Origin of the sequence: Brevundimonas lenta (assembly GCF_014196335.1) — a bacterium.
Classification (GTDB): Bacteria; Pseudomonadota; Alphaproteobacteria; order Caulobacterales; family Caulobacteraceae; genus Brevundimonas; species Brevundimonas lenta.
In genome coordinates this window covers 104,490-130,272 of the sequence record NZ_JACIDM010000002.1, presented here as the reverse complement: position 1 = coordinate 130,272, position 25,783 = coordinate 104,490, and the positions used below count along the sequence as shown (strand labels likewise).

Sequence of the window (25,783 nt, the reverse complement as noted above, 5' to 3'; positions counted from 1 at the left end):
TGACTCTGGCGTGGGGGCTTCTATATGCGGCCCACGTTTCGGGACAGGACTGGCGAATTCGCGCCGCCCGCTCGCCCACGGCAAGGGCGGTTCCGCGACATCGCAAAGACGGCCCGATGCGCGGGACGTCGTATTCCAGTCCCAAGGATCCATGACCGAATTTTCCCAGCTGGGCCTTTCGCCCACGACCCTGCAAGCGGTCGCCGATACCGGCTACACCACCGCCACCCCCATTCAGGCCGCCGCCATTCCGGTCGCCCTCGCCGGCCGTGACGTGCTGGGCATCGCCCAGACGGGCACCGGCAAGACCGCCGCCTTCACCCTGCCGATGGTCGATCGCCTCGCCTCCGGCCGTGCCAAGGCCCGCATGCCGCGCGCCCTGGTGCTGGCCCCGACCCGCGAACTGGCCGACCAGGTCGCCGAAAGCTTCGCCAAATACGCCAAGGGCACCAAACTGACCTGGGCGCTGCTGATCGGCGGCGTCTCCATGGGTGACCAGGTGGCCCTGCTGAACAAGGGCGTCGACGTCCTGATCGCCACGCCCGGCCGCCTGCTGGACCTGTTCGAGCGCGGCAAGATGCTGCTGACGGGCGTCGAGCTGATGGTCGTCGACGAAGCCGACCGCATGCTGGACATGGGCTTCATCCCGGACATCGAGCGCATCTTCAAGCTGACGCCGCCGCGCCGCCAGACCCTGTTCTTCTCGGCCACCATGCCGCCGGAGATCACCCGCCTGACGACGCAGTTCCTCAAGGATCCGACCCGGATCGAGGCCTCGCGTCCGGCCATGACGGCCGACACCATCACCCAGTACATCGTCCGCATCCCGACCTCGGACCCCAAGGCCAAGCGCACAGCGCTGCGCGCCCTGGTCGGCCGCGAAGACGTGAAGAACGGCATCGTCTTCTGCAACCGCAAGTCGGAAGTCGACATCGTCGCCAAGTCGCTGAAGACCCACGGCTTCGACGCCGCGCCGATCCACGGCGACCTGGATCAGTCGCTGCGCATGAAGACGCTGGCCGACTTCCGCGCGGGCGCGCTGAAGATTCTGGTGGCCTCCGACGTCGCCGCGCGCGGCCTGGACATCCCGGACGTCAGCCACGTGTTCAACTACGACGTCTCGCACCACGCCGACGACTATGTGCACCGCATCGGCCGCACCGGCCGCGCCGGCAAGACCGGTCAGGCGTTCATGATCGTCACCCCGTCGGACGACAAGTCGCTCGACAAGGTGCTGAAGCTTATCAAGAAAGACCCGGTCGAACTGGCCCTGGACGGCATCGACTTCGCCGCCATCAAGGATCAGCCGCGCCGCGACGGCGGCCGTGGCGACAAGCGCGGCGGCCGTGATCGCGGCGAGCGTTCGGGCCGCGGTCCGCGCGAACCCCGCGCCGAGGCGCCGGTGGTCGAAGACGTCGCAGCCGTCGAAACCGCTCCCCTGCCCGCCGCTGAATCCGACGCGGCTCCGGCCCGCCGTTCGCGCAGCCGCCGCTCGACGAAGCCCGTCGAAACGCCCGCCGTCGTCGAAGCCGCTCCGGTCGAGGCCGCCGCCGTCGTCGCCGAGGAGGCCGCTCCGCGCGCGCCGCGTCGCGAGCGCAACGAGCGTCGTCCGGAACGTCAGGAACGCGCCCCGGAACGTCAGGCGGACAACCGTGGCGGCCGTCAGGCTGAAGAGCCGCGGGCTGCCGGCAACGGCCGTCCGTTCGGCGAAGCCGAGGTGCCGGCCTTCCTGCGCCGTCCGGTCTCGATCAAGGGCTGATTTTCGGCGCTGACGGCGTCGGCGCGCGATCAGACTTAACCGAACGTTACGGAACCCCGTTTTAGCGTCCCCGGATACGTGCGCCAGAAAGGCGGCGGTTGGGGGAGTCTGCATGACCGCGTCGGTCGAAACCACCCTTCGGGGTCCGGAGGCGTATAGCCTGTCTCGTCGCGTCATCGACGAGATGGAAGCCTCCGGCGTCTGGCCCACCCCGCTGAATTTCGAACTCTGGCTGCACTACCTCGGCGATCCAGAGGGACCGCTGGGCCGTGAGATCCGCCGCATCCTGGCCGCCGACGAGCCCTTCACCGAGGCCACCGCCGACATGCTGGCGGCCGAATACCTGCCGCGCGGGCGCCTGACCGAAGAGATCCGCGACGCCGGCCGGGTGCTGGACCGCGAACTGTCCAGCGTCGCCGACGCCATCTCCAAGGCCCACCGCTCCCAGGCCGCCTACGGCCACACCCTGGACAAAGCCGCGTCCAGCCTCGACACGGCCGGCGACGGCGAAGCCCTGCAGACCATCGTCACGGGCCTGAGCTCCGCCACCCGCAAGGTGCAGCGCGAGAACGAGACGCTGGAGAAGAAGCTCGACGCCTCGACCCGCGAGGTCGCCCGTCTGCGCGAACACCTGGAGCAGGTGCGCCGCGACGCGATGACCGACGCCCTGACCAACCTCGCCAACCGCAAGGCGTTCGACGAGCATCTGGCGGCCTGCTGCGAGGCGGCCGAAACCAAGAGCGAGCCGCTGACCCTCGCCGTCATCGATATCGACCACTTCAAGCGCTTCAATGACACCTGGGGCCACCAGACGGGCGACCAGGTGCTGCGCTACGTCGCCAGCGTGATCGGCCGTTCCGCGCGCGCGCCGCGCGTCGCCGCCCGCTACGGCGGCGAGGAGTTCGCCATGATCTTCCCCGGCGAGACCCCGGCACAGGTGGCCACCGCGCTGGAGGCCATCCGCAAGGAGATCGCCTCCCGCTCGCTGCGCCGCCGCTCGACCAACGACGATCTGGGCGCGGTGACCATCTCGGCCGGCTTCGCCGTGCAGAAGCCCGACGAATGCGGTTCGACCCTGCTGGAGCGGGCCGATGCGGCCCTCTACGCCTCCAAGCGGGCCGGTCGTAACCGGGTCACCTCGGCCGCGGACCTCGACCAGGCCGCCTGAACGGTTGGCCTCGCCGCAAATCGCGGCATAGTCACGCCATGCGCAGTCTAGCTTTCGCCGTCGCCTACTGGACGCTGTCGATTTCCTACACCCTGGCCGCGGTCATCGCCGCCCTGGCCCCGGGTCGGCACGCCACCAGCTGGATCATCCGCCGCTATGTGAAGCGCATGGTCCAGGCCATGCACGTGCTGGCCGGCATCCGCATCCAGTACCGGGGCGACGACCACCTGCCCGAGGGCGCCTTCATCATCGCATCTAAGCACCAGAGCTGGGGCGACGGCTTCGCCACCTACGACCGGTTCTCGGACCTGGCCTTCGTCACCGGCGACCACCTCGAGAAATTCCCGCTGATGGGCACGGTGCTGCGCAAGCTGGGCGCCATCGTCGTCAACAACTGCGGCGGCCGCGAAGCCCGCGACGCGCTGAAGCACCGCGCCGCCGACGCCCACCGCGAGGGCCGCAAGATCCTGATCTACCCCGAGGGCAATCTGGCCAAGGTCGGCGAGAAATTCCGCTATCGCACCGGCGTCTGGCACATGTACCGCGACTTCGACATGCCGGTCGTGCCGGTGGCGACCAACCTCGGCCTGTTCTGGCCGCAGGAGTCCTTCCGCAAGAACCCCGGCACGGCGACGCTGGAGTTCCTCGAGCCCATCCCGACGGGCCTGCCCAAGGACGAGTTCCTCGCCCGGCTGGAGGCCGCCGTGGAAGGCAAGACGGCCGAACTGATCGCAGAGGCGACGGGAAACCCGGTCACCCCGGCCGTACGGGTTCTCGCGCCCGACGAGGCCGCCCGGGCGAAGGCCGTGCCGGTTACGGCTTAGGCCTGGCCTTGCGGGGCTTTTTGGCGGCGGCCTTGCGCAGGGCCGCATCGATCGATTGCCGCGCCCAGTCGACGGCTTCGTCCGGATCGTCCAGCGCACTCTCCGGCAGCGACCAGTAGGCCATCGCCATCACGGCCCCGTCCTTCGTCGGATAGGTGAACTGCCGCGAGCCCGCCTCCGACAGCAACGGCGCATTGACGTCATCGGCCTTCAGCCAGACGACGCCATCGTCCAGCAGGGCGAAGATCAGGCCGTGCGCATAGACGCCGGCTCCGCCGAACATCCGCTTGATATCAAGCGAACCCAGGGCGGCGAAATGCTCGCGCACCCATTCGCCGAAATCGGCGTCATAGGCCATGCGTCAGGCCGCCGGGATCACCGCGCCGTCGTACTTCAGCGCGATGAAGTCCTTCACCGCCTGGCTGCGAAGCGCGGTGGCCAGCGCCTGGATGCGCGGGTCATTCTGGTTGTCGGGACGGGCCACCAGATAGTTCACATAGGGGCTGTCGCCGCCTTCCAGCGCCAGGGCGTCGGTCTTCGGCTTCAGGCCGGCGTCGAGGGCGTAGTTGGTGTTGATCACTGCCAGGTCGACCTGGTCCAGCACGCGCGGCAGGGTCGCGGACTCGAGCTCGCGGAATTTCAGACCCTTCGGGTTCTCGGCGATGTCGCGCAGGCTCTGCAGCGGGTTTGACGGGTCCTTGAGGCGGATCAGGCCGGCGGTCTGCAGCAGGATCAGCGCGCGGCCGATCGACGAGGCGTCGTTCGGCACGGCGACGTCGGCGCCCTGCGGCAGGTCGGCGATGGTCTTGTGGCGGCGCGAATAGGCGCCCAGCGGTTCAACGTGGATGCCGGCCACGGTGACGAGGTTCGATCCGCGCGCGGCGTTGAACTCGTCGAGATAGGGCTTGGTCTGGAAGTAGTTCACATCCAGCCGCTTCTCGGCCAGCTGGGTGTTCGGCTGGACGTAGTCGTTGAACACCTTGATCTCGATGTTCACGCCCTGGGCCGCCAGGATCGGCTTGATGTGCTCGAGGATCTCGGCGTGCGGCACGGCGGTGGCGCCGACCAGCAGCGGCGCGTCGGCGGCGGCCTTCTTCTCTGCGCCCTGACCGCAGGCAGCGAGCGCCATGGCGGCGGCGGAAGCGATCAGAAGCGAGCGACGAAGCATGGGAGGGCCTTTCGGGGGGAGCGATCAGCGGTGGGAGACGGCGGTGACCAGGCGGTCGCCGATCATCTGGAGAAGCTGCACCAGCAGGAGCAGCAGGACGACGGTGACCACCATGACATCGGTCTGGAACCGCTGGTAGCCGAAGCGGATGGCCAGGTCGCCCAGACCGCCCGCGCCGACCACGCCCGCCATGGCGGTGTAGCTGACCAGGGCGATGGCGGTGACGGTCGCGCCGGCGATGATCCCCGGCATGGCTTCCGGCAGCAGGGCGCGGGTGACGATCTGGAAGGTCGAGCCGCCCATAGCCTGGGTCGCCTCGACCACGCCCTTGTCGACCTCGCGCAAAGCCGTCTCAACCAGGCGGGCATAGAAGGGCGCGGCTCCGACCACCAGCGGCGGAATGGCTCCCGCGACGCCCAGCGAGGTGCCGACCAGCAGCACCGTCACGGGCAGCATGACGATCAGCAGGATGATGAAAGGCACCGAGCGCAGCACGTTGACGACGAACGACAGCACGGCGTTCAGCACCGGATTGGCGGCGAGCCGCCCCTTGCCGGACAGATACAGCAGCACGCCCAGCGGCACGCCGAACAGGACGGTCAGGGCCAGCGACCCGCCGAGCATCAGCAGGGTGTCGACGGTGGCGCGGCCGATCTCGATCCAGTCGATATTGTCGAGCATCAGGCGGCCTCCCCCAGGCCTTCGACGCGCACGCCGCGGGCCGTCAGCTGCGAGACGGCGGCCTCGGCGTCGCCGCCGGTGAAGGCTACGACCAGCTGGCCGTAGGGTTCGCCGCGAATGCGGCTGATCCGGCCCGACAGGATCGAATAGTCGACGCCGACCGATCGGGCGACGCGGCTCAGTTCGGGCTCATAGGTGGAGCTTCCACGGAAGGTCAGGCGCGCCAGACGGCCGCCGGCAGGCGCCAGCGAGGCGTCGAACGCCTCCTCACCCTCGGCCAGCATGGCGCGGGTGGCGGCGTGTTGCGGGTGCAGGAAGACGTCGGCGGTCGCCCCCTCCTCCACCACCCGGCCGTCCTTCAGCACGGCGACGCGGTCGCAGACGCGGCGAACCACCTCCATCTGGTGGGTGATCAGCACCACCGTCAGGTTCAGGTCGCGGTTCAGTTGATCCAGCAGTGTCAGGATTTCGTCGGTCGTCTCGGGGTCCAGCGCGCTGGTCGCCTCGTCGCACAGCAGGACGTGCGGCTCGCAGGCCAGGGCGCGGGCGATGCCGACACGCTGCTTCTGGCCGCCGGACAGCTGTGACGGATGCTTGCGGGCATGCTCGGCCAGGCCGAGGCGCTCCAGCAGGTCGGCGACGCGACGGTCGACCTCCGGACCGGACCGGCCCTCGAGGCGCAGTGGGAAGGCCACGTTCTCGGCGATGGTCTTCGCGTTCAGCAGGTTGAAGTGCTGGAAGATCATGCCGATGCGACGGCGCGCGGCGCGCAGCTCCGCCGGGGCCAGGTCCATCATATTCTGGCCGTCGACGACCACACGGCCGGCGTCGGGACGCTCCAGCAGATTGATCGTGCGGATCAGCGTCGACTTGCCGGCGCCCGAGCGTCCGACGACGCCGAACACCTGGCCGGGCTTCACCGACAGGTCGATGGCGTCCAGCGCCACGCGTTCGCCCGCCGCGCTTTTAAAGCGCTTTGTAACCCCCTCCAGCCGGATCATCAGTCGGCCTTGAGCGGGGTGATGGTGACGCTCTCGCCGCAACCGCAGGCGTCGGTCTGGTTCGGATTCCGGAAGACGAATTTGGACGCCAGCTTCGTGGTCTCGAAATCGATCTCGGTGCCGAACAGGAACAGCACGGCCTTCGGGTCGATCAGGACGGTCGCGCCCTTGTCCTGGATCACCTCATCCAGCGGCTCGACGCTTTCGGCGAAGGCGAAGGTGTACTCCTGCCCCGCGCAGCCGCCGTTCTTGATGCCGACGCGCAGGCCGGCGACGGGCTTGTCGGCCCCGGCCATCAGCTCCTTCACGCGTTCGGCGGCGGCGTCCGTCAGGGTGACGACCTGGGGGCGCGGGCGGCGGGGACGTGTGGTGGTCTGCAGGTCGCTCATCGTGGCCTCAGAACATGTTCAGCGCGAGTTTGGCTTCGTCGCTCATCTTGGACGGATCCCACGGCGGATCGAACGTCAGGTCGACCGAAGCCGAGCGGATGCCCTCCACCTTCATCACCGCCTGCTCGACCCAGATCGGCATTTCGCCGGCCACGGGGCAGCCCGGGGCGGTCAGGGTCATCTCGACGGCCACGTCGCGATCGTCGGACAGGTCGACCTTGTAGATCAGCCCCAGCTCATAGATGTCGACCGGGATTTCCGGGTCGAACACCGTCTTCAGGGCCGTGATGATCTCGTCGGTCAGATGGTCGAGCTCCTGCTGGCTGATCTTGCCCGAAGCCACGGCCGCAGCGCGTCCGCCATCGTCTTCAACAGTGGTCGTCTGGTCGCTCATGCAAAGAACTCACGGGCCTTGATCAGGGCGTCGGCGAAGGCGTCGGCGTCCTCGGTCGTATTATATAGGGCGAAGCTGGCCCGGGCGCTCGACGTCAGGCCGAAACGGGCCGACAGCGGCTCGGCGCAGTGCAGGCCGGCGCGGACGGCGACGCCGTAGCGGTCCATCACCTGGGCGATGTCGTGGGCGTGAGCGCCGTCGACGGTGAAGGTCAGGATCGCGCCCTTCCCTTCCGCCGTGCCGATGATGCGCAGCCAGTCGACGCCTTCCAGCCGGGCGACCGCGTGGTCGTACAGCGCGTGCTCATGCGCCGCGATCGCCGCGCGGTCGAACTGGCCCAGCCATTCGATGGCGGCGCCGAGCCCGATGGCCTCGAGGATCGGCGGCGTGCCGGCCTCGAACCGGTGCGGCGGCTTCGCATAGGTGATCCGATCCATCTCGACGGACTCGATCATCTCGCCCCCGCCCTGGTAAGGCGGCAGGGCCTCCAGCGCCTCGGCCGTGCCGTACAGCACGCCGATGCCCGAGGGGCCGTACAGCTTGTGGCCGGTCAGGACGTAGTAGTCGCAGCCGATGGACTGAACGTCCGGGGTCGCATGCACCGCGCCCTGGCAGCCGTCGATCAGCACCCGGGCGCCGGCGGCGTGGGCCAGCCGGGTGATCTCGGCGATCGGATTGATGGTGCCCAGCACGTTCGACATGTGGGTGACCGCGACGACCTTCGTCTTCGGGCCAAGCAGGCCGGCGAAGGCCTCCATGTCCAGCGAGCCGTCGTCCAGCAGCGGAATCCACTTCAGCACCGCCCCGCGCCGCTCGCGCAGCAGATGCCAGGGCACGATGTTGGAGTGGTGCTCCATCTGGCTGACGATGATCTCGTCGCCGGGCTGGATCGACTGGCCGATGCTGGAAGCGACGAGGTTGATCGCCTCGGTGCCGCCCTTGGTCCAGACGATGTTGGTCTCGGACGGAGCATTCAGGAACCGCGCCACGCTCTCGCGGGCGGTTTCGAAGGCTTCTGTGGTCTCGTTGGCGAGGGTGTGCAGGCCGCGGTGGACGTTGGCGTAGCTGCCCTCCATCGCCGCCGTCAGGGCGTCGATCACCGCGCGCGGCTTCTGCGCTGAGGCAGCCGAGTCCAGATAGACCAGCGGCTTGCCGTTCACCGTCCGCGACAGGATCGGGAACTGCGCGCGCGCGGCGTAGGGATCAAAGCGGGTCACAGGCGAGCCGTCAGCCATTCCCGCACCACCTCTCTCGCGCCCTCGTGCTCGACGCGGTCGACCACCTCCATCAGGAAGGCGTGGGTCAGCAGGGCGCGGGCCTCCTCGAACGGGATGCCGCGCTGCTGCATGTAGAACAGGGCGTTCTGGTCCAGACTGCCGACGGTATTGCCGTGCGCGCACTGAACGTCGTCGGCGTAGATGATCAGCTCGGGCTTGGCGTCGATCTCGCCGCGTTCCGACAGGATCAGGGCGTGGTGGCCCATCCGGGCGTCGGTGCCGTCGGCGCCGCGCTCGACGATGATCTTGCCCTGGAAGACGCCGCGGGCGGTGTCGTGCACCACGCCCTTGGTCAGCTGCGAGGTGCGGCCGTCCGGGCCCTGATGGTCGACGACGCTGGTCAGGTCGGCGTGGCGGGCGTCGTGCAGGGCGTAGGCTGCGTCCAGACGGACGAACGCCCCATGGCCGGGATGCTCGACCTGGGTCTCCAGCCGCTGCAACTTGCCGCCGGCGGTGAAGGCCGACTGATGCAGGGTCGCGCCATGGGCCAGGGTGATGTGCGCCTGGCTGATGCCGATGGCGTCGGCGGCGTCCTCGGCCACGATCACCCGGGTCAGGCGAGCACCCTCCCCGACCGTGATGTCCAGGCTGATGTTGGAGACATAGCCCCTCGCCGGGCCTTCATAGCTTTCCAGCAGGGTCAGCGACGCGCCGGGCTTCACATCGATGGTGACGCGCGCCTGATGACCCGCGCCCTCGGCCGTCGAGACGAAGCGCAGACGCACCGGCGTCAGGCCCTCGCCCTCGGCGACGATGCCCGCGAAGCCATCGCAGCGGCCGTTGACGAAGGTCAGCTCCTCGCCGCCCAGCGCCGCGAACGGGCCGCCCGGTTCGACCGCGCCTTCCGGCGAGGCGGGCGGGGTTTCGCGCAGCCAGCGGTACAGGTCCGTGTACTTCCACGCCTCGACGCGCCGCGAGGGGAAGCTGGACGGGTCCTTCAGATCAATGCGAACCGGAGCGTTCACGCCGCCTCCGGAAGGAACTGGTCGTAGCCTTCGGCTTCCAGCTGGTGGGCCAGCTCGGGGCCGCCCGAGGCGACGATGCGGCCGCCGACCAGCACGTGGACGCGGTCCGGTTTGATGTAGTCCAGCAGGCGCTGGTAGTGGGTGATGACCAGCATCGACCGTTCCGGCGAGCGCATGGCGTTCACGCCGTCGGCGACGATGCGCAGGGCGTCGATGTCGAGGCCGGAGTCCGTCTCGTCGAGGATCAGCAGCGACGGCTCCAGCAGGGCCATCTGCAGGATCTCCATCCGCTTCTTCTCGCCGCCCGAGAAGCCGACGTTCAGCGGCCGCTTCAGCATGTCGAAGTCCATCTTCAGGGACTGCGACGCCGCCTTGACCAGCTTCAGGAAAGCCGGCGCCGAAACCTCGTCCTCGCCGCGGGCGCGCTTCTGTGCGTTCAGGGCCGTGCGGATGAAGGTCATCGCCGGCACGCCGGGGATCTCCAGCGGATACTGGAACGACAGGAACACGCCCTTGGCGGCGCGCTCGGCCGGATCCAGCGCCAGCAGGTCGTCGCCGTTCCAGCTCACCGAGCCCTCGCTGGCCTCATAGCCGGGCCGACCCGACAGGGCGTAGCCCAGCGTCGACTTGCCGGCCCCGTTCGGCCCCATGACGGCGTGCACCTCGCCCGCCGGAACGTCGAGCGTCAGGCCCTTGAGGATCGGCTTGTCGCCGACAGAGACGCGGAGGTTATTGATCTTGAGCATTGTTTCTTCTTGATTATCCGACCGAACCTTCAAGGCTGATCGCCACCAGCTTCTGGGCTTCGACGGCGAACTCCATCGGCAGTTCCTGCAGCACGTCGCGGACGAAGCCGTTGACCAACAGGGCCACCGCCTCCTCTTCCGACAGGCCGCGCTGCTGGGCGTAGAACAGCTGGTCCTCGCTCAGGCGGGTCGTGGTCGCCTCGTGCTCCAGCTGGGCCGAGCCGTTGCGGGCCTCGATGTAGGGCACGGTGTGCGAGCCGCACTCCTTGCCGATCAGCAGGCTGTCGCACTGGGTGAAGTTGCGCACGCCGGTCGCCTTCGGGTGCACCGAGACCAGGCCGCGATAGGTCGAGTCCGACCGGCCCGCCGACACCGCCTTGGCGATGATGCGTGAACGCGAGTTCTTGCCCAGGTGCACCATCTTGGTGCCGGTGTCCGCCTGCTGGCGGCCGTTGGTGATGGCGATCGAATAGAACTCGCCCGAGCTCTCCTCGCCCTTCAGCAGGCAGGAGGGGTATTTCCAGGTGATGGCCGAGCCGGTCTCGACCTGCGTCCAGCTCACCTTCGAGCGGTCGCCGCGGCAGTCGGCGCGTTTGGTGACGAAGTTGTAGATGCCGCCCTTGCCCTCGGCGTCGCCGGGGTACCAGTTCTGGACGGTCGAGTATTTCACCTCGGCGTCGTCCAGGGCGATGATCTCGACCACGGCCGCGTGCAGCTGGTTCTCGTCGCGCATCGGAGCCGTGCAGCCCTCCAGATACGAAACGTAGCTGCCCTTGTCGGCGATGATCAGGGTCCGCTCGAACTGGCCGGTCTGGCTGGCGTTGATGCGGAAATAGGTCGACAGCTCCATCGGGCAACGCACGCCCGGCGGGATGTAGACGAAGCTGCCGTCCGAGAAGACCGCGCTGTTCAGGGCCGAGAAATAGTTGTCCGAGACCGGCACCACCGATCCCAGATATTGCCGCACGAGCTCAGGATGTTCGCGCAAGGCCTCGGAAATCGGCATGAAAATCACCCCGACCTTGGCCAGCTCGGCCTTGAAGGTGGTGACCACGCTGACGCTGTCGAACACGGCGTCCACCGCCACCCGCGGCGCGCCCTGCACGCCGGCCAGCACTTCCTGCTCCTTCAGCGGGATGCCCAGCTTGGCGTAGACGGCCAGCAGTTCGGGATCGACCTCGTCGAGCGACTTCGGCCCGTCCTTCTCCTTGGGCGCGGCGTAGTAGTAGAGGTCCTGGTAGTCGATCGGCTCGTACTTCACCGAGGCCCAGGTCGGTTCCTCCATCGCCTGCCAGCGCTCGAAGGCGGCGAGGCGCCATTCCAGCATCCACTCCGGCTCGCACTTCTTCTCCGAGATGAAGCGCACGATGTCGGCGTTCAGGCCCTTGGGCGCGAACTCCTGCTCGATGTCCGAGGTGAAGCCATGCTCGTATTTCTCGAGTGCGGCGACAGCGTCGATGGTTTCCTGAACAGCAGCCATAACTTACGCGACTTCCTTCGCGCGCTCACTGATGCGCGCTGAGTGCTTTTGCCAGGCCGCCACCCAGGCGTCTGCGAAGCGGATCCACTCGTCTTCGGTCGTGCCCCAGCCGCCCGAGACGCGGACGCCGCCGGTTGCCAGATGATCGTGCCCCATGGCGCTGATGGCCTTGGACGGCTTCGTCTTGCCGGAAGAACACGCCGAACCTGCCGAAACCATGACCCCGACCAGATCGAGGGTGATCAGTTGCTGCGGGCTGTCCCAGCCTTCGACGGCCATGAACAGGGTGTTGGGCAGGCGTTCGACCGCACCGCCGATGATGGTCGCGCCGGCGGCCTTGATCTTCGCCTCCGCCGCATCGCGCCAGGTGACGTGCGCCATGGCGTCGGCCAGATCGCGCGCGGCGCAGTCGGCGGACACGCCGAAACCGGCGATGCCGGGCACATTCTCGGTGCCCGCGCGCAGGCCCCGCTCCTGCCCCGCGCCGTGCAGGATGCGCACGGCGTCACGGCCAGGTTTCAGGACCAGCGCGCCCACGCCTTGCGGCCCGCCCAGCTTGTGCGCGGACAGGGTCAGGGTGTCGGCATCCAGGGCGCGGATATCGACCGGAATCTTGCCCGCCGACTGGATGGCGTCGACATGTAGCCAGCCGCCGGCCTCGCGAACCAGCTTCGCGGCTTCCGCGATCGGCTGGATGACGCCGCTTTCGTTGTTGGCGTGATGGATCGCCACCACCGCCTTGCCGGGCCGCTTCAGGCTCTCCGCCAGCACGGCCAGATCGATGACCCCGTCGCCGTTGACCGGGAGCACCTCGACCGGCGCGCCGCTGACCAGGGCGGCCTCGGCGACGCAGGGATGCTCCGTGGCGCCAACGATCAGGCGCTCGCATCCGGCGGCCAGGGCTGCAGCAACGGCCTGGGCGTTCGATTCCGTGCCGCCGGACGAGAAGATGATCGCCGTCGGATCGGCGCCGACGAGGTCGGCCACCTGGGCGCGGGCGGTCTCGATGCGGGCGCGGGCGCGGCGGCCGGCGGCGTGCACCGCCGACGGGTTGCCGTTGTCGGCCAGGGCCTTGGCCATCACGTCCTGGACTTCAGGGCGGACGAGGCCGGACGCGTTGTAGTCCAGATAGACGCTCATGCCGCGGCCTCCATGCCGGAGACGCTGCGACGGCGGGCGGCGGTGCGGTTCAGGACCACGTCCTCCAGCGACACGGCGGCCAGATAGGCGTGGATTTCGGCGCCCAGGTCTTCCCAGAGATTGTGAGTGATGCAGCGCTCGCCGGCCATCATGCAGCCCTTCGGCGAGCCGTGGGCGGCGCAGCGGGTGGCGCGGATGGGTTCGTCGACAGCCAGCACGATCTCGGCCACCACCGTCTCATGCGCGCCCTTGGCGAGGCGATAGCCGCCGCCGGGACCACGTACGCTGGTGACGAGGCCGCTCTTGCGCAGGCGTGCGAACAGCTGTTCCAGGTAGCTCAGCGAAATCTCCTGGCGCGCGGCGATTTCAGCCAGCGAAACGGCCCGGTTTTCGCCCCCCGGGGAGCGTCCGTTCCTTGCCAGATCGGCCATCGCCATCACGGCGTATCGTCCCTTGGTCGACAGACGCATCGCACACCCTCAAAAATCGCGCGCTTTTCGGGGCTCCTGTGCTAGAACCCGCGCCTTCGCAAAAGCGTCAGCACGCAGGGCGGACTTAGAAAGTCCTACCCCTGTGGTCAAGTATTACGCAGGTGCGAAATGATGTTTGAACACGGGAATTCGCTCCGCCCATGCCTGAAGTCATCCTGCCCGGCGCATCTGGTCGCATCGAAGGCCGCTATTCCCCGGGCAAGCGCCCGAACGCGCCGATCGCCCTGATCCTGCACCCCCACCCCAAGGCGGGCGGGCATATGAACAACCCGGTGGCGGTGACCCTGTACCAGCTGTTCGTGAAGCGCGGCTTCGCGACCCTGCGCTACAACAGCCGCGGCGTGGGCAAGTCGCAGGGCGAGTTCGATAGCGGCATCGGCGAACTGGCCGACGCCGCGACCGCGCTGGACTGGCTGCAGGCCAACAACCCCGCCGCCACCCAAACCTGGGTCGCCGGCTACCAGTTCGGCGCCTACATCGGCATGCAACTGCTGATGCGCCGCCCGGAGACGGACGGCTTCATCTCGGTGTCGCCGCCGTCGAACATGTACGACTTCAGCTTCCTGGCCCCCTGCCCGGCCTCGGGCCTGTTCCTGCACGGCACGGCCGACACCATCGTGCCACCGGTCGAGGTCGAGCGCGTGGTCAACAAGCTGCGCACCCAAAAGGGCATCGTCATCGACTATGAGCTGGAGGACGGCGCCAGCCACTTCTGGCAGGACCACCTCGACGCCGTCGAGCGGCGCGTGGGCCTCTACCTGGACAAGCGTCTGGAAGAAAACCCGGCCTGAGCCGGATAAAGGGGCCCTCCGGGGCCCCTTTTCATTTCAGTACAGCAGGTACGGCGTACGCAGCTCGATCCACGCCTGCTCGTCCGGCGTGGCCAGCGCGTCCAGATCCGCCGGCGTCGCCGCCGCGTCATCGACCCATTCCCGCAAGCCCGGGCCGCCGTTGATGACGTCGATCGCCAGCTTGTCGAACACGTATTCGTACGGGAAGTCGCGCCACAGCGGGTAATCCGGATACAGGCGGCGGATGGCCTTGAAGGCCAGCGCCTGCAGCCGCCACGGGCGGAAATGTTCGTGGTCGTAGGACGGGTCGTCGACGTGGATCTGCACGCCACTGCACAGCTGGTGCACGTGCTTGTGGAAGGTCGGCTCGAACCAGCAATCGCGCAGGCGGCAGCCCCTCAGCCACTGCGGCGCGAACGCCTGCATCTCCGCGATCACCGCCCGGGCGTCGATGTCGGGCGCGCCGAACAGCTCCAGCGGCCGGGTCGTGCCCCGGCCCTCTGACAGGGTCGTGCCTTCCAGCATGACGGTGCCGGCGTAGGCGCGGGCCATCGACAGATTGGGGGCGTTCGGGCTGGGATTGATCCAGCTGCGCTCGCCCAGCGGCCAGCCATGACCTGGCGCCTCGGTGGGTCGCCAGTCCTCCATCTCGACCACGCGATATTCGACGTCGAGCTTGAAGTGGTCGATGAACCACAGGCCCAGCTCGCCCAGCGTCATGCCGTGGCGCATCGGCATCGGCCCTGCGCCGACGAAGCTCTCCCAGCCTGCCAGCAGTGTCGTACCCTCGACCGGCCGCCCGGCCGGGTTGGGCCGGTCCAGCACCCACACCGCCTTGCCGTGCTTCGCCGCCGCTTCCAGCACGTAAAGCAGGGTCGTGATGAAGGTGTAGATGCGGCACCCCAGGTCCTGCATGTCGACCAGCAGGACGTCGAACGTCTCCATCGAGGCGTCGGTCGGACGCCGCACCTCGCCGTACAGGCTGAAGACCGGAATGCCGTAGGTCGGATCCCGGAAGTCCGGGCTCTCCATCATATTGTCCTGCAGGTCGCCCCGCAGGCCGTGCTGGGGCCCGAAGGCGGCCGTCAGGTTCAGCTCGGGATGGCTACCGATGGCGTCCAGCGAATGGACCAGGTCGGCGGTCACCGAGGCCGGATGGGCCAGCAGCGCCAGGCGGCGGCCCTTCAGGGCGCGACGCAGGTCGGGTTCGGACAGCAGACGATCAATGCCGAAATTCATGAGAGCTCCAGCGTCGGCAGGGCCAGCGCGAATGAGTCGGTGTGATGGAAGTCCGGCTTACCCGGAGGAATGGCCAGCGCCCAATAGGAGATGCCGCCGTCGACGTCCTCGATGACGGCGGCCAGGCCGATGAAGAAGGCCTTCGGCGGCAGGTCGAACTCGGCCTCCACAGCCCGCCAGTCCCCGGCGCCGTCAAGCATGGCGACGTCAATGATCTCGTCAGCCGCCGCCATGCCCGACCGGTAGCCTTCGAAATGGTACGAGGCCCACTGGCCCGACGGCGACATGTTGAACTCGCGGTAGCCGTCATGGGTCGGCACGAAGGCCTCGAAGCAGGTGTGCTTCCAGAGTTCATCCGTGCGATCGGCCCCCACGGGCTCCGGCCATACGACGCGGTCCACCGCCCCATGGACGATGAACCTCAGCCACAGCCGCTCCTCGCGTCGCTCGAGGTGGACCTCGATGCGATCAACCGCCGTCGAGGGCGTGTCCGGGTGTGGCGTCAGGGAAACCAGCATCCTCCTTCGATAGCCGCCGCTTGACGCCGGTCAATGGCGGACGTTAGCTGGACGCATGATCGCAAACATCGCCCGCACCGGCTTGTATTATCGCTCGCTGAAATAGCGAGCGGCCGCGATCCCCTGCGCCGCACCCGCCGGCGCGCAAATCTCAAGACGCCCGCCGGCTTCCCTGCTAACGGAGCCGCCATGAGCGACCAGCCCTTCAAGTCCGACTTCCTGCGCACCCTCGAGGCGCGCGGATACATCCATCAGATCACCCATCCGACCGAGCTGGACGAGGCGGCGTCGAACGGGATCGTCACGGCCTACATCGGCTTCGACGCCACCGCGCCGTCTCTGCACGTCGGCAGCCTGATCCAGATCATGATGCTGCGTCGGCTTCAGCAGGCCGGCCACAAGCCGATCGTGCTGATGGGCGGCGGGACGACCAAGGTCGGGGACCCGACCGGCAAGGACGCCTCGCGCCCGCACCTGTCGGACGCGCTGATCCAGGCCAACATCGCCTCCATCAAGACGGTGTTCGAGAAATTCCTGACCTTCGGCGACGGACCGACGGACGCCATCATGCTGGACAACGACGCGTGGCTGTCGTCGTTCGGCTACGTCCAGTTCCTGCGCGACTTCGGCACCCACTTCACCATCAACCGGATGCTGGCGTTCGACTCGGTGAAGCTGCGGCTGGAACGCGAGCAGCCGATGACCTTCCTCGAGTTCAACTACATGCTGATGCAGTCGGTGGACTTCCTGGAGTTGAACCGCATGCGGGGCTGCACCCTGCAGATGGGCGGTTCGGACCAGTGGGGGAACATCACCTCCGGCGTCGATCTGGTGCGCCGCGTGGACCAGAAGGCCGCCTTCGGCCTGACCACGCCGCTGCTGACCACGGCTTCAGGGGGCAAGATGGGCAAGACCGCCCAGGGCGCCGTCTGGCTGAACGCCGAGCAGCTGAGCCCCTACGACTACTGGCAGTTCTGGCGGAACGTCGATGACGCCGACGTGGGCAAATTCCTGCGCCTGTTCACCGACCTGCCGCTGGACGAGATCGCCCGGCTGGAAGCGCTGCCCGGCGCCGGCATCAACGACGCCAAGAAGGCCCTGGCCGATGCGGCGACGACGATGCTGCACGGCGCGGACGCCGCCGCCACGGCGCGCGGCGCGGCCGAGAGCGCCTTCGAGAAGGGTCAGCTGTCCGCCGACCTGCCGACCGTCGAGATCGCCCGTGACGAAGTCATCGGGGCCATGGTGGCTGCGGTGACGACAAAGGCCGGGCTGACGGCGTCCAACGGCGAGGCCCGTCGGCTCGCCCAGGGCGGCGGTCTGCGCCTGAACGATGAGGCGATCGCCGACGGCGCGCGCCTGATCGAGGCGTCCGACATCAACGCCGACGGCGTGCTGAAGCTGGCCGCCGGCAAGAAGAAGATCGTTCTCGTCCGTCCCGTCTGAGGTTCGCCATGACCGACATCACCGCAGGTATGAAGGCCCCGGCCTTCGACATGGCCACCGACGGCGGCGGCCGCGTGTCGCTGGACGGCCTGAAGGGCAAGTCGGTCGTCGTGTACTTCTATCCCAAGGCCGACACCCCCGGGTGCACGACCGAGGGACAGGACTTCTCGGCTCTCATCGACGACTTCGCCGCCGCCGGCGCGGTGGTGATCGGCGCCTCGCGCGATCCGGTGAAGAAGCTGGATCGGTTCAAGGCCAAGCGCGAACTGAAGGTCGTTCTTGCCTCGGACGAGCCCGAGGATGTGACCAACGCTTACGGCGTCTGGGTCGAGAAGACCCTGTACGGCCGCCAGTACATGGGCATCGAGCGGGCGACCTTCCTCATCGATGGCGAAGGCGTCGTGCGACGGGTCTGGCGCAAGGTCTCGGTCAAGGGCCACGCCGCCGAAGTGTTGGCGGCCGTCCAGTCGCTCTGAGTCCGGATCAATCGCCCTCCGGACCGGTCCAGCGCCTGTAACTTCGGCGGGCCGTTACGCCTGACAGGCGAAATTCAGACGCGAATACCGACGAACTTCGCCTGAACACGGACCAGCGTGGTTAACAAGTCGTGAAGAGACTTGTCGGCTGTCCCCAAAAATGGCTCATAACCGGAGCCGGGCGTGGGGGCGTTTGAGTATGAGCGAACAGGAGAGCACGGGCAGACCGTCTCTGATCGGCCGGTGGTTCCCGGTCCGGTACCTGTACCTGCGCGACGGCGACCAGGTTCGGGCCTGGGCCCTGACGCCGGGCCGCCAGATCCTGGGCGCCTTCGGAGCCCTGGTGCTGGGCGTCTGGATCCTGATCGCCTCGGGCGGCTTCGCCTTCGATCTCGTCATGCAGAGCCAGGCCGACCGGGCTGTCGCCCGGACGCGCGCCGAGTCCCAGCGTCTGAACGCCGACCTGCGGGCCCGTCTGGACAGCGCCGTGGTGCGCATGACGGCCACCTCCGGCTCGCTGGACGAGATGGCCGAGATGGTCGAGCGGCGTCACGCCGCCCTGACCCAGGTGATGACCATGTTCCGCGGCGTCGACGGCGCGCAGGCCGCGCTGGCCCCCGCCCCTGCCCTTGATCCGGACCGCAGCTCGCCGGTGCAGCGAATGATCGCCGTGCGCATGGACCAGGAACGTCTGATCGCCCGCGCCGAGAGCGTGGCCCGTACCCGCGCCGAACGGCTGCGCCTGGCCTTCCGCCTCGCCGGCCTGAACCCGGCCGCCTATTCACCGCGCGGAGACGCGCTGGGCGGCCCGTTGGTGGATGCCAGGGACCCGCGCGCGCTGGGCGTGGTGCTGGATGTCGACGAGGCCTTCGCCGTTCGCATCCGGCACGCCGCCGACAACCTGTCCGACATGCGCTCGCTGGCCGACGCGGCCGAGGGGTTGCCGTTCAAGCGCCCGACCACGGCGCGGACGACCTCGGGCTTCGGCGTGCGCTTCGATCCCTTCAACGGCCGCCCGGCAGTTCATCAGGGGCAGGACTTCGCCGCCCCCCTGAACAGCCCGATCTACGCCACGGCGCCCGGAATCGTGTCATTTGTCGGTGTACGTTCAGGGTATGGCAACGTCGTCGAGATAGATCATGGACGCGGTTTCAAGACGCGTTTCGCCCACCTGAACTCCATGGCCGTCCGCACCGGCCAGCGCGTCGCGCTGGGCCAACGCATCGGGGCCATGGGAACGACAGGACGCTCTACCGGCGTTCACCTGCACTACGAAGTGTGGATGGACGGCCGCCCGCAAAACCCAGCCCGCTTCATGAGAGCCGGAGACCAACTTGTTCAACAAGACTAAATCCCCCGCCCCGTCGTCGCCGCAGCCCCGCGCCGAATCCGGTTCCGCCATCCCGCCGCTGCCGGACATGCCGGCTCCCGGCGCGGCGGCAGCCGCCGCAGCGCCGCGCCCCGTCGCGCCGCCGGTCGCCCAGCGCGGCCTGTCGACCCTGTCGTCCGACCTGCAGTTCGACGGCAGCATCTCGGGCTCCGGCGATCTTCAGATCGACGGCGCGGTCAAGGGCGACGTCCGCGTCGGCCGGCTGATCATCGGCGAGACCGGCGCGGTCGAAGGCAATGTCACGGCCGACTACATCGAGGTCCGCGGCCGCATCGTCGGCGGCGTCTCGGGCAAGCAGGTCAAGCTGATCGCCACCGCCTACGTCGACGGCGACATCACCGCCGAGCAGCTGTCGATCGACATCGGCGCCTATTTCCAGGGCCGCGTCCTGCAAGGCCGTCGCGACGCCCCTGCGCCGTCGCACGCGCCGCGTCCGGCCGCTCACGTTCCGGCCCCGGTGCCGGAGCCCGGTCCGCAGATCATCGACATGAAGCCGCCGGCCGCCTGAGCCGGCGAACCGCTCCATGAAGAAAGGCCCCGGATCGCTCCGGGGCCTTTTTTGTTACTCGACCGTGGAGCCGCGGGTCTCGCCGACCCGGGCGGCCAGCGCGGCCCCCATGAAGTCGTCCAGATCGCCGTCGAGGACACCCTGGGTGTCCGAGGTTTCGACGTTGGTCCGCAGGTCCTTCACCATCTGGTACGGCTGCAGCACGTACGAGCGGATCTGGTGACCCCAGCCGATGTCGGTCTTGGCGTCGGCCAGCGCCTGGGCGGCGGCCTCGCGCTTCTGAAGCTCCAGCTCGTACAGACGGGCGCGGAGCATCTTCCACGCCTGTTCCCGGTTCTGGTGCTGGGAGCGACCGGCCTGACAGGCGACGACCGTATTGGTCGGGATGTGGGTCAGGCGGACGGCGGAGTCGGTCTTGTTGATGTGCTGACCGCCCGCGCCCGAGGCCCGGTAGGTATCGGTGCGCACGTCCGACGGGTTGATGTCGACCTCGATGGCGTCATCGACAACCGGCGAAACGCCGATCGAGGCGAACGAGGTGTGGCGCTTGGCGGCGGCGTCATAGGGGCTGATTCGCACCAGGCGGTGCACGCCGGACTCCGACTTCAACCAGCCGTAGGCGTTGGGGCCCTTCACCTGGATGGTGGCGGACTTGATGCCGGCCTGCTCGCCGGATTCCTCGGCCTCGACCTCGACCTCATAGCCGTGGGCGCGGGCCCAGCGGCTGTACATGCGCAGCAGCATGCCGGCCCAGTCGTTGGACTCGGTGCCGCCGGCGCCGGAGTTCACTTCCAGATAAGCGTCGTTGGCGTCGGCCTCGCCGGACAGAAGGGCTTCCAGTTCGGCGCGGGCGGCGCGGTCCTTGATCGCCTTCAGATCGGCGCGTGCGCCTTCGAGGGCGGCTTCATCGCCTTCCTCGTCAGCCATGTCGGCCAGCATGACCCCGTCCTCGAGGCCCTGCTCCATCTGCTTGACGGTGTTGATCTGGCTTTCCAGACGCGAGCGATCGCGGCTGACGGCCTGGGCCTGTTCGGGGTCGTTCCACAGCGTCGGATCCTCGACGCGGGCGTTCAGCTCATCGAGCTTTCGAAGCGCGACATCCCAGTCAAAGACGCCTCCTGAGCAGAGCGATGCTCTGCTCGATGTCGGCCTTCATGGCCTCGACATCCGGTCTCATCGCAAACTCCTGCGATACATGAGCCCTCAAGCAGCTGCGCGCCGTGCGCGAAGCGATAGGGCAGGAAAGGAAGCGGCGCGCCGTCGGGCGCGCCGCGTGAGGGGGTTACCTAGAGGCTCAGTACAGGCCGCTCAAGTCCTCCGCCGGTTCCTTCTTCGGCGGCGGCGGCGTCGCGGGCTGGTTCGGCGTCGTCGAAGGCGGCAGGCCGGCGGCCTCCTCCTGCTCGCGACGCAGGATGTCGTTGTAGTTCTGCGGACCGGTCGGGATTTCGCGGGCCGGAGCGCGCTCTTCCTCGCGACGGCGCTCGGTGCCGGGGCGGAACGCTTCCTCGATGCCGTTCACCGTGCGGAAGATGGCGTTCTTCGGCCGCACGAAGGGCCGCGCCGGGCGTTCGCGCAGGGCGACGGTCATGAAGTCGGTGAACACAGGCACCGGGCCAGTCGCGCCGGTTTCACCCGAACCCAGCGGGCGGTTGTCGTCGAAGCCGATGAAGACGCCGACGACGATGTCGGACGAGAAGCCGACGAACCAGGCCGAGCGGTATTCGTTGGTCGTGCCGGTCTTGCCGCCGATCCAGCGGCCGAGGCCGCGGGCGCTGGCGGCGGTGCCGCGCTGGACGACGCCTTCCAGCATGGAGCTCATCTGGTAGGCGGTGATGGGATCGATCACCTGCTCGCCGCGCGGCTCGAGTTTGGGCGACTCCTGGCCGCTGAACGGACGATCGCAATCGCGGCAGCGGCGGTCGTCGGCGCGGAAGATGGTCTCGCCGTCGCGGTTCTGGACCAGTTCGATCAGATAGGGATCGACGCGCCGGCCGCCGTTGACGAAGGCCGCGTAGGCCGCGGTCAGATTGAAGGGCGTGGTCTCCCCTGCCCCCAGCGACACCGACAGGTTCGGCTGCAGGTCGTCGGCGACGCCCATCCGCTTCGACAGGTCGACGACGTTCTTCATGCCGATGGACTGCGCGAGACGCACTGTCATGACGTTGCGCGACAGCTCAAGACCACGACGCAGGGTCTGCGGACCGTAGTATTCGCGGCTGTAGTTCTCGGGGCTCCAGCGCGTGCCGTTCGGGCCGCCGGCGAAGCTGATCGGGGCGTCAAGCACGATCGAGGCCGGAGTGTAGTCGCCTTCCAGCGCCGTCGCGTAGACGAACGGCTTGAAGGCCGAACCGGGCTGACGCTTCGCCTGGGTGGCGCGGTTGAAGCTGGACAAGCCATAGGAATAGCCGCCGACCATGGCCAGGACCCGGCCCGACTGGGGCTCGATCGCCACCAGGGCGCCGTTGACGCGCGGAACCTGTTTGATCGCGAACTGGCCGCCGCGAGCCTCGACGAAGATCAGGTCGCCACGCTTGAGCGGGCGGTTGGCGTTGGCCCAGGCCGCATCCTCGGTGAGCAGATAGCCGGAGCGATCGTTGCGGGCGGTGCGGATGCGCACGCTGTTGCCAGCGACGTTCTCGACGGCGGCGGCCTCCCAGGCGCGACGCTCGGGCGGACGGGTGCCGCGCAGGGCGGTCTGCTGCCAGCCGTCGGCGAAATCGGTCGTGCCCCACGGGCCGCGCCAGCCGTGACGACGGTCGTAGTTCTCAAGCCCCTTCATCAGGGCGTCGCGCGCCGCGGACTGCAGCTCGGGATCAAGTGTGGTGCGCAGATAGTAGCCGCCGCGGTTGACCTCTTCCTTGCCGAAACGGGCGATCGCCTGACGGCGGGCCTCCTCGACGAAGAAGTCGGCGTCGGCGTACTGGGCCCGGCGCGGGGCGTCCTGGGTGACCAGCGGACGGGTGCGCGCCTGCTCCAGCTGGGCCGGGGTCAGCCAGCCGCTCTGGGCCATTTCGCCCAGCACCCAGTCGCGACGGCCCTTGGCGGCACCGGGGTGACGTTTGGGATGATAGTTGTTCGGGCCCTTCGGCAGGGCGGCAAGGAAGGCGGCCTCGTCCGGCGTCAGCTGGTCCAGCGACTTGCCGAAGTAGTTATAGGCGGCCGCGGCCACGCCGTAGGAGCGATAGCCGAGGAAAATCTCGTTCAGGTACAGCTCGAGGATCTGCTGCTTGGTAAGCGTCGCTTCGAGGCGGTTGGCGAGGATCGCTTCCTTGACCTTGCGGTTGATGCTCGACTCGTTGGTCAGCAGGACGTTCTTGGCGACCTGCTGGGTGATCGTGGAGCCGCCCTCGAGACGACGCCCGGAGACGGCGTTGAACACGTTCTTGAACATCGCCCGGCCGAGGCCCGACACGTCGATGCCGCCGTGGTTGAAGAAGTTCCGGTCTTCAGCGGCGAGGAAGGCCTGCACCACCGGCAGCGGGATCTGGTCGTAGGGCACATAGATGCGGCGCTCGTCCGAGAACTCGCCGATCAGGGTGCCGTCGCCGGCATAGACGCGGGTCGCGGTCGCCGGACGGTAATCGGCCAACTCGGAGGCGTCCGGAAGGTCGTGAAACAGCCACGCCGCATAGATGGTGACGACCAACCCGGCCAGGGTGATGCCCCCCAGCAGGGCCACGCCGGCCAGCACGAACCAGCGTTCGGCGATCTTTACCTGGAAATCCGGGAAGCGGAGCATGAAGGCAGGTCTAGCCCGCGTCGGAGAGGTTCGCCAGACCACCTGACGCCAGGGCCGTACGACGCTCCAGTTCCTGTCGCGCGGCGGCCACGACATCGCTGTCCATATCCTGCTGCGAGGCCATCCAGCGCAGGTAGTCGTCCGGGGGCTCGGCCCAGGGTTTGCCGCGATGCTTGCCGAATGGAATGCGGTCCAGCCGGCGCGGCTCGCGCGTCCATTCGATCATTTGCTCGACGGAGGCTTCCTTCAGCAGGTCGATCAGCAGATGAGCCGTCACCCAGGCGTCGGGCCCCGCCCGGTGGGCCGGATTGGCGAGCGAGGGGTCGAGATCCAGCCCACGCCAGTAGCGCAGCACCTGGTTCGAATGGCCTGGAGCCTGCGGCCAGACCGCCTTGGCCGAACGGACCGTGCATATCCACGGCAGGCCGCCCGTGGCGGTGTCGGCGATAAAGGCGCGTTCGAAGCGCGCGCTGTGGGCGACCATGACGTCAGCGGGCTCGGAGAACATGTCTCGCAGCGCGTATTCGTCGCAGTGCGGATCGGCGTCGCAGAAATGGGCCGGCGTCAGATGATGCACCGCCATGGCGTGAAAGGAGATGTCGCCACGGGGCCGGAACAGCTTCGCCACCGGCGGCAGGGCCCGCCAAACGTCGCCTTCGCGCACGACATCGACAAAGCCGACCTCGATGATTTCGGCGGTCCGGTCTCCACCGGTGGTTTCAAGATCGACGACGCGTAGACGCATCAGGCCCAGATAGGTCCAAAGCGCCGATCATGCACCAGGCGCTACGTCAAACGCGGTCGCAGGCGCTCAGTGTTCGGTGGTGTCGGCGGCGGATGCCATTTGCACGCCGCCATCCGGAGCCTCGAAATAGCGGTCGATGCCTTCGGCCACGGCCCGCATCAGCCGACGGCGGGCGCGGCTGTCGTTCAGCATGCGCTCGTCCTCGGGATTGGTGATGAAGCCCATCTCCAGCAGGACGGCCGGCACGTCGGGCGCCAGCAGAACGGCGAGACCGGCGTCCCGATGGCTGCGACGCAGCATCGGGTGGTTGGACTCCTCCAGCTCACCCAGCAGGGTTCGGGCAAGCTGGGCCGAGCGGTTCTGGGTCGCCCGTTGCGTCATATCCAGCAGGATACGGTCCACCGACGGATCGCGGCCCGGCAGGTTCAGGCTGCGGTGCCAGTTTTCCCCCCGCGTGAACTCGCGCACGGCGCGGCCGGCCCCTTGTTCGGACAGGGTGTAGACGCTGGCGCCGCGGGTCGCCGGATCGGCGCCGGCGTCGGCGTGGAGCGAGATGAACAGATCGGCGTCGGCCTGGCGGGCGATCGCCACGCGGCGATACAGGCCGACATAGGTGTCGCTGTCGCGGACCAGCCGGACGCGATAGCGGCCCGAACGCTCAAGCTCCTGCTTCAGGGCGCGGGCGGCCGCCAGGGTCACGTCGCTTTCGTTCGAGGTCGCCCCATGGGCGCCGGGGTCGTTCCCGCCGTGACCGGCATCGATGTAGATCAGCGGCCGCTCAGCCGGACGCGCGGGACGCGGCGCAGGCGTGCGGGCGCCGGCCGGAGCACGGCCGGTGGCGCGGAGGTCGATGACGTAGCGGTAGTGCTGGACGCCGTCGCCCGGCGGCAGGAGGAAGCGGCGCTCGATCTCGGCGCTGGTGGCAAGGTCGAGCTCGATGCGTGATGAGGCTCCGGTCCCGTTGACGCGATAGCCGCGCACCAGGCCGACGCCCGCGCCATGCAGACCGCGCGGCGGCGCCACGCCCGAGAGGGACACGATGACGCGGCCGTCAGAGCCGGGCTGGATCACTTCGCCGCGGGAGGTGCTGTCGAGGTCGACGACGACGCGGGTGCGCTCGGCGTCGCCGCCGAAGCGGACGCGCATCACCTCGCCCACCGCGCCCGAGGCCAGGCCACGACCGGCGGCCAGCGCCACGACGCAGAACACGACAAACGCCAACGCGAGCATAGCGCGCTCGCGAAGCGTCCAACGCGACAGCCTGAAACGCGGCAACCCGCTCATTCTAGCGTCAACCCACCATTATGGTTGACGCGATGGTACCCCAACGTCGTCGACAACGGGTTAAGGCGAAGCCGCCTTTTAATTCACGTTTGTCGTGACTATGCTTTGTGGGCTCGCGATCCGATCGCGTCCTCCGCATTGCGGTTACGGGACGCGCCCTCCTC

The 25,783-nt window shown here is 68.2% G+C and carries 26 protein-coding genes; 8 read left to right on the top strand and 18 right to left on the bottom strand.

From position 1 onward, the window contains the following. The first annotated feature begins 151 nt into the window (after positions 1-151). The 3 genes from GGR12_RS08110 (at position 152) to GGR12_RS08100 (ending at position 3,751) form a co-directional block, all read left to right on the top strand. Entirely contained in the window at positions 152-1,759 is a 1,608-nt protein-coding gene (locus GGR12_RS08110; protein WP_183203926.1) for a DEAD/DEAH box helicase, read from the top strand. 112 nt (positions 1,760-1,871) lie between these two features. After that, positions 1,872-2,927, top strand: coding sequence for a GGDEF domain-containing protein (locus tag GGR12_RS08105; RefSeq protein ID WP_183203925.1), 1,056 nt, complete (start codon positions 1,872-1,874; stop codon positions 2,925-2,927). 38 nt (positions 2,928-2,965) lie between these two features. Continuing rightward, complete coding sequence (locus GGR12_RS08100) at positions 2,966-3,751, top strand: lysophospholipid acyltransferase family protein (RefSeq protein ID WP_183203924.1); 786 nt, start codon at positions 2,966-2,968, stop codon at positions 3,749-3,751. Here GGR12_RS08100 and GGR12_RS08095 read toward each other — a convergent pair. Genes GGR12_RS08095 through GGR12_RS08040 form a run of 12 tightly spaced genes read right to left on the bottom strand, consistent with a single transcriptional unit; the run spans position 3,741 to position 13,462 of the window. Next, entirely contained in the window at positions 3,741-4,109 is a 369-nt protein-coding gene (locus GGR12_RS08095) for a TfoX/Sxy family protein (protein WP_183203923.1), read from the bottom strand. The two genes, GGR12_RS08100 and GGR12_RS08095, sit on opposite strands and share 11 nt — an antisense overlap. Positions 4,110-4,112: 3 nt before the next feature. After that, complete coding sequence (locus GGR12_RS08090; protein WP_183203922.1) at positions 4,113-4,919, bottom strand: MetQ/NlpA family ABC transporter substrate-binding protein; 807 nt, start codon at positions 4,917-4,919, stop codon at positions 4,113-4,115. A 24-nt stretch (positions 4,920-4,943) separates the two neighbouring features. After that, positions 4,944-5,600 (bottom strand): methionine ABC transporter permease, encoded by a 657-nt coding sequence (locus tag GGR12_RS08085; protein WP_183203921.1) that lies wholly within the window; start codon positions 5,598-5,600, stop codon positions 4,944-4,946. Then, the gene (locus GGR12_RS08080) at positions 5,600-6,601 is read right to left on the bottom strand and encodes a methionine ABC transporter ATP-binding protein (protein ID WP_183203920.1); all 1,002 of its coding nucleotides are present in this window, start codon (positions 6,599-6,601) and stop codon (positions 5,600-5,602) included. Before GGR12_RS08080 ends, GGR12_RS08085 begins: the two co-directional genes overlap by 1 nt. After that, entirely contained in the window at positions 6,601-6,990 is a 390-nt protein-coding gene (locus GGR12_RS08075; RefSeq protein WP_183203919.1) for a HesB/IscA family protein, read from the bottom strand. Before GGR12_RS08075 ends, GGR12_RS08080 begins: the two co-directional genes overlap by 1 nt. Before the next feature lie 7 nt (positions 6,991-6,997). Beyond that, positions 6,998-7,384 carry an SUF system Fe-S cluster assembly protein gene (locus tag GGR12_RS08070; RefSeq protein ID WP_183203918.1) on the bottom strand — a complete coding sequence of 129 codons (387 nt, stop codon included), beginning with the start codon at positions 7,382-7,384 and terminating at the stop codon, positions 6,998-7,000. After that, entirely contained in the window at positions 7,381-8,619 is a 1,239-nt protein-coding gene (locus GGR12_RS08065; protein ID WP_183203917.1) for an aminotransferase class V-fold PLP-dependent enzyme, read from the bottom strand. The genes GGR12_RS08070 and GGR12_RS08065 overlap by 4 nt, the downstream gene beginning before the upstream one ends. Then, a complete protein-coding gene (sufD, locus tag GGR12_RS08060; protein WP_183203916.1) occupies positions 8,598-9,626 on the bottom strand; it encodes a Fe-S cluster assembly protein SufD in 1,029 nt (342 codons plus the stop codon). Before sufD ends, GGR12_RS08065 begins: the two co-directional genes overlap by 22 nt. Continuing rightward, positions 9,623-10,372 (bottom strand): Fe-S cluster assembly ATPase SufC, encoded by a 750-nt coding sequence (gene sufC, locus GGR12_RS08055; RefSeq protein ID WP_183203915.1) that lies wholly within the window; start codon positions 10,370-10,372, stop codon positions 9,623-9,625. The genes sufD and sufC overlap by 4 nt, the downstream gene beginning before the upstream one ends. Before the next feature lie 13 nt (positions 10,373-10,385). Then, a complete protein-coding gene (gene sufB / locus GGR12_RS08050) occupies positions 10,386-11,852 on the bottom strand; it encodes a Fe-S cluster assembly protein SufB (protein WP_183203914.1) in 1,467 nt (488 codons plus the stop codon). A 3-nt stretch (positions 11,853-11,855) separates the two neighbouring features. Beyond that, the gene (locus GGR12_RS08045) at positions 11,856-12,992 is read right to left on the bottom strand and encodes a cysteine desulfurase family protein (protein ID WP_183203913.1); all 1,137 of its coding nucleotides are present in this window, start codon (positions 12,990-12,992) and stop codon (positions 11,856-11,858) included. Beyond that, positions 12,989-13,462, bottom strand: coding sequence for an Rrf2 family transcriptional regulator (locus tag GGR12_RS08040; protein WP_183203912.1), 474 nt, complete (start codon positions 13,460-13,462; stop codon positions 12,989-12,991). The genes GGR12_RS08045 and GGR12_RS08040 overlap by 4 nt, the downstream gene beginning before the upstream one ends. 161 nt (positions 13,463-13,623) lie before the next feature. Here GGR12_RS08040 and GGR12_RS08035 point away from each other — a divergent pair, with 161 nt between their 5' ends. Next, the gene (locus GGR12_RS08035; RefSeq protein WP_183203911.1) at positions 13,624-14,274 is read left to right on the top strand and encodes an alpha/beta hydrolase; all 651 of its coding nucleotides are present in this window, start codon (positions 13,624-13,626) and stop codon (positions 14,272-14,274) included. A 36-nt stretch (positions 14,275-14,310) separates the two neighbouring features. Here GGR12_RS08035 and GGR12_RS08030 read toward each other — a convergent pair whose 3' ends face one another. Next, a complete protein-coding gene (locus GGR12_RS08030; protein WP_183203910.1) occupies positions 14,311-15,513 on the bottom strand; it encodes an exo-beta-N-acetylmuramidase NamZ family protein in 1,203 nt (400 codons plus the stop codon). Continuing rightward, complete coding sequence (locus GGR12_RS08025; RefSeq protein WP_183203909.1) at positions 15,510-16,031, bottom strand: DOMON-like domain-containing protein; 522 nt, start codon at positions 16,029-16,031, stop codon at positions 15,510-15,512. The genes GGR12_RS08030 and GGR12_RS08025 overlap by 4 nt, the downstream gene beginning before the upstream one ends. Positions 16,032-16,220: 189 nt before the next feature. Here GGR12_RS08025 and tyrS point away from each other — a divergent pair, with 189 nt between their 5' ends. The 4 genes from tyrS (at position 16,221) to GGR12_RS08005 (ending at position 19,851) form a co-directional block, all read left to right on the top strand. Beyond that, the gene (gene tyrS, locus GGR12_RS08020) at positions 16,221-17,477 is read left to right on the top strand and encodes a tyrosine--tRNA ligase (RefSeq protein WP_183203908.1); all 1,257 of its coding nucleotides are present in this window, start codon (positions 16,221-16,223) and stop codon (positions 17,475-17,477) included. An 8-nt stretch (positions 17,478-17,485) separates the two neighbouring features. Beyond that, the gene (locus GGR12_RS08015; protein ID WP_183203907.1) at positions 17,486-17,953 is read left to right on the top strand and encodes a peroxiredoxin; all 468 of its coding nucleotides are present in this window, start codon (positions 17,486-17,488) and stop codon (positions 17,951-17,953) included. 199 nt (positions 17,954-18,152) lie between these two features. Continuing rightward, positions 18,153-19,304 (top strand): M23 family metallopeptidase, encoded by a 1,152-nt coding sequence (locus tag GGR12_RS08010; RefSeq protein WP_183203906.1) that lies wholly within the window; start codon positions 18,153-18,155, stop codon positions 19,302-19,304. Then, positions 19,288-19,851 carry a bactofilin family protein gene (locus GGR12_RS08005; RefSeq protein ID WP_246328824.1) on the top strand — a complete coding sequence of 188 codons (564 nt, stop codon included), beginning with the start codon at positions 19,288-19,290 and terminating at the stop codon, positions 19,849-19,851. The genes GGR12_RS08010 and GGR12_RS08005 overlap by 17 nt, the downstream gene beginning before the upstream one ends. A gap of 54 nt (positions 19,852-19,905) precedes the next feature. Here the strand turns inward: GGR12_RS08005 and prfB are convergent. From prfB to GGR12_RS07985, 4 genes are all read right to left on the bottom strand, one after another. After that, positions 19,906-21,028 (bottom strand): peptide chain release factor 2 gene (gene prfB / locus GGR12_RS08000; RefSeq protein ID WP_183203905.1). Its coding sequence is split into 2 segments (ribosomal slippage): positions 19,906-20,958 and positions 20,960-21,028, totalling 1,122 coding nucleotides; the frame shifts between segments, so codons are not numbered across the junction. 117 nt (positions 21,029-21,145) lie between these two features. Then, complete coding sequence (locus GGR12_RS07995) at positions 21,146-23,590, bottom strand: penicillin-binding protein 1A (RefSeq protein ID WP_183203904.1); 2,445 nt, start codon at positions 23,588-23,590, stop codon at positions 21,146-21,148. 10 nt (positions 23,591-23,600) lie between these two features. Next, positions 23,601-24,335 (bottom strand): exonuclease domain-containing protein, encoded by a 735-nt coding sequence (locus GGR12_RS07990; protein WP_183203903.1) that lies wholly within the window; start codon positions 24,333-24,335, stop codon positions 23,601-23,603. Between the two features lie 66 nt (positions 24,336-24,401). Then, entirely contained in the window at positions 24,402-25,565 is a 1,164-nt protein-coding gene (locus tag GGR12_RS07985) for an N-acetylmuramoyl-L-alanine amidase family protein (protein WP_183203902.1), read from the bottom strand. Positions 25,566-25,783: the final 218 nt, after the last annotated feature.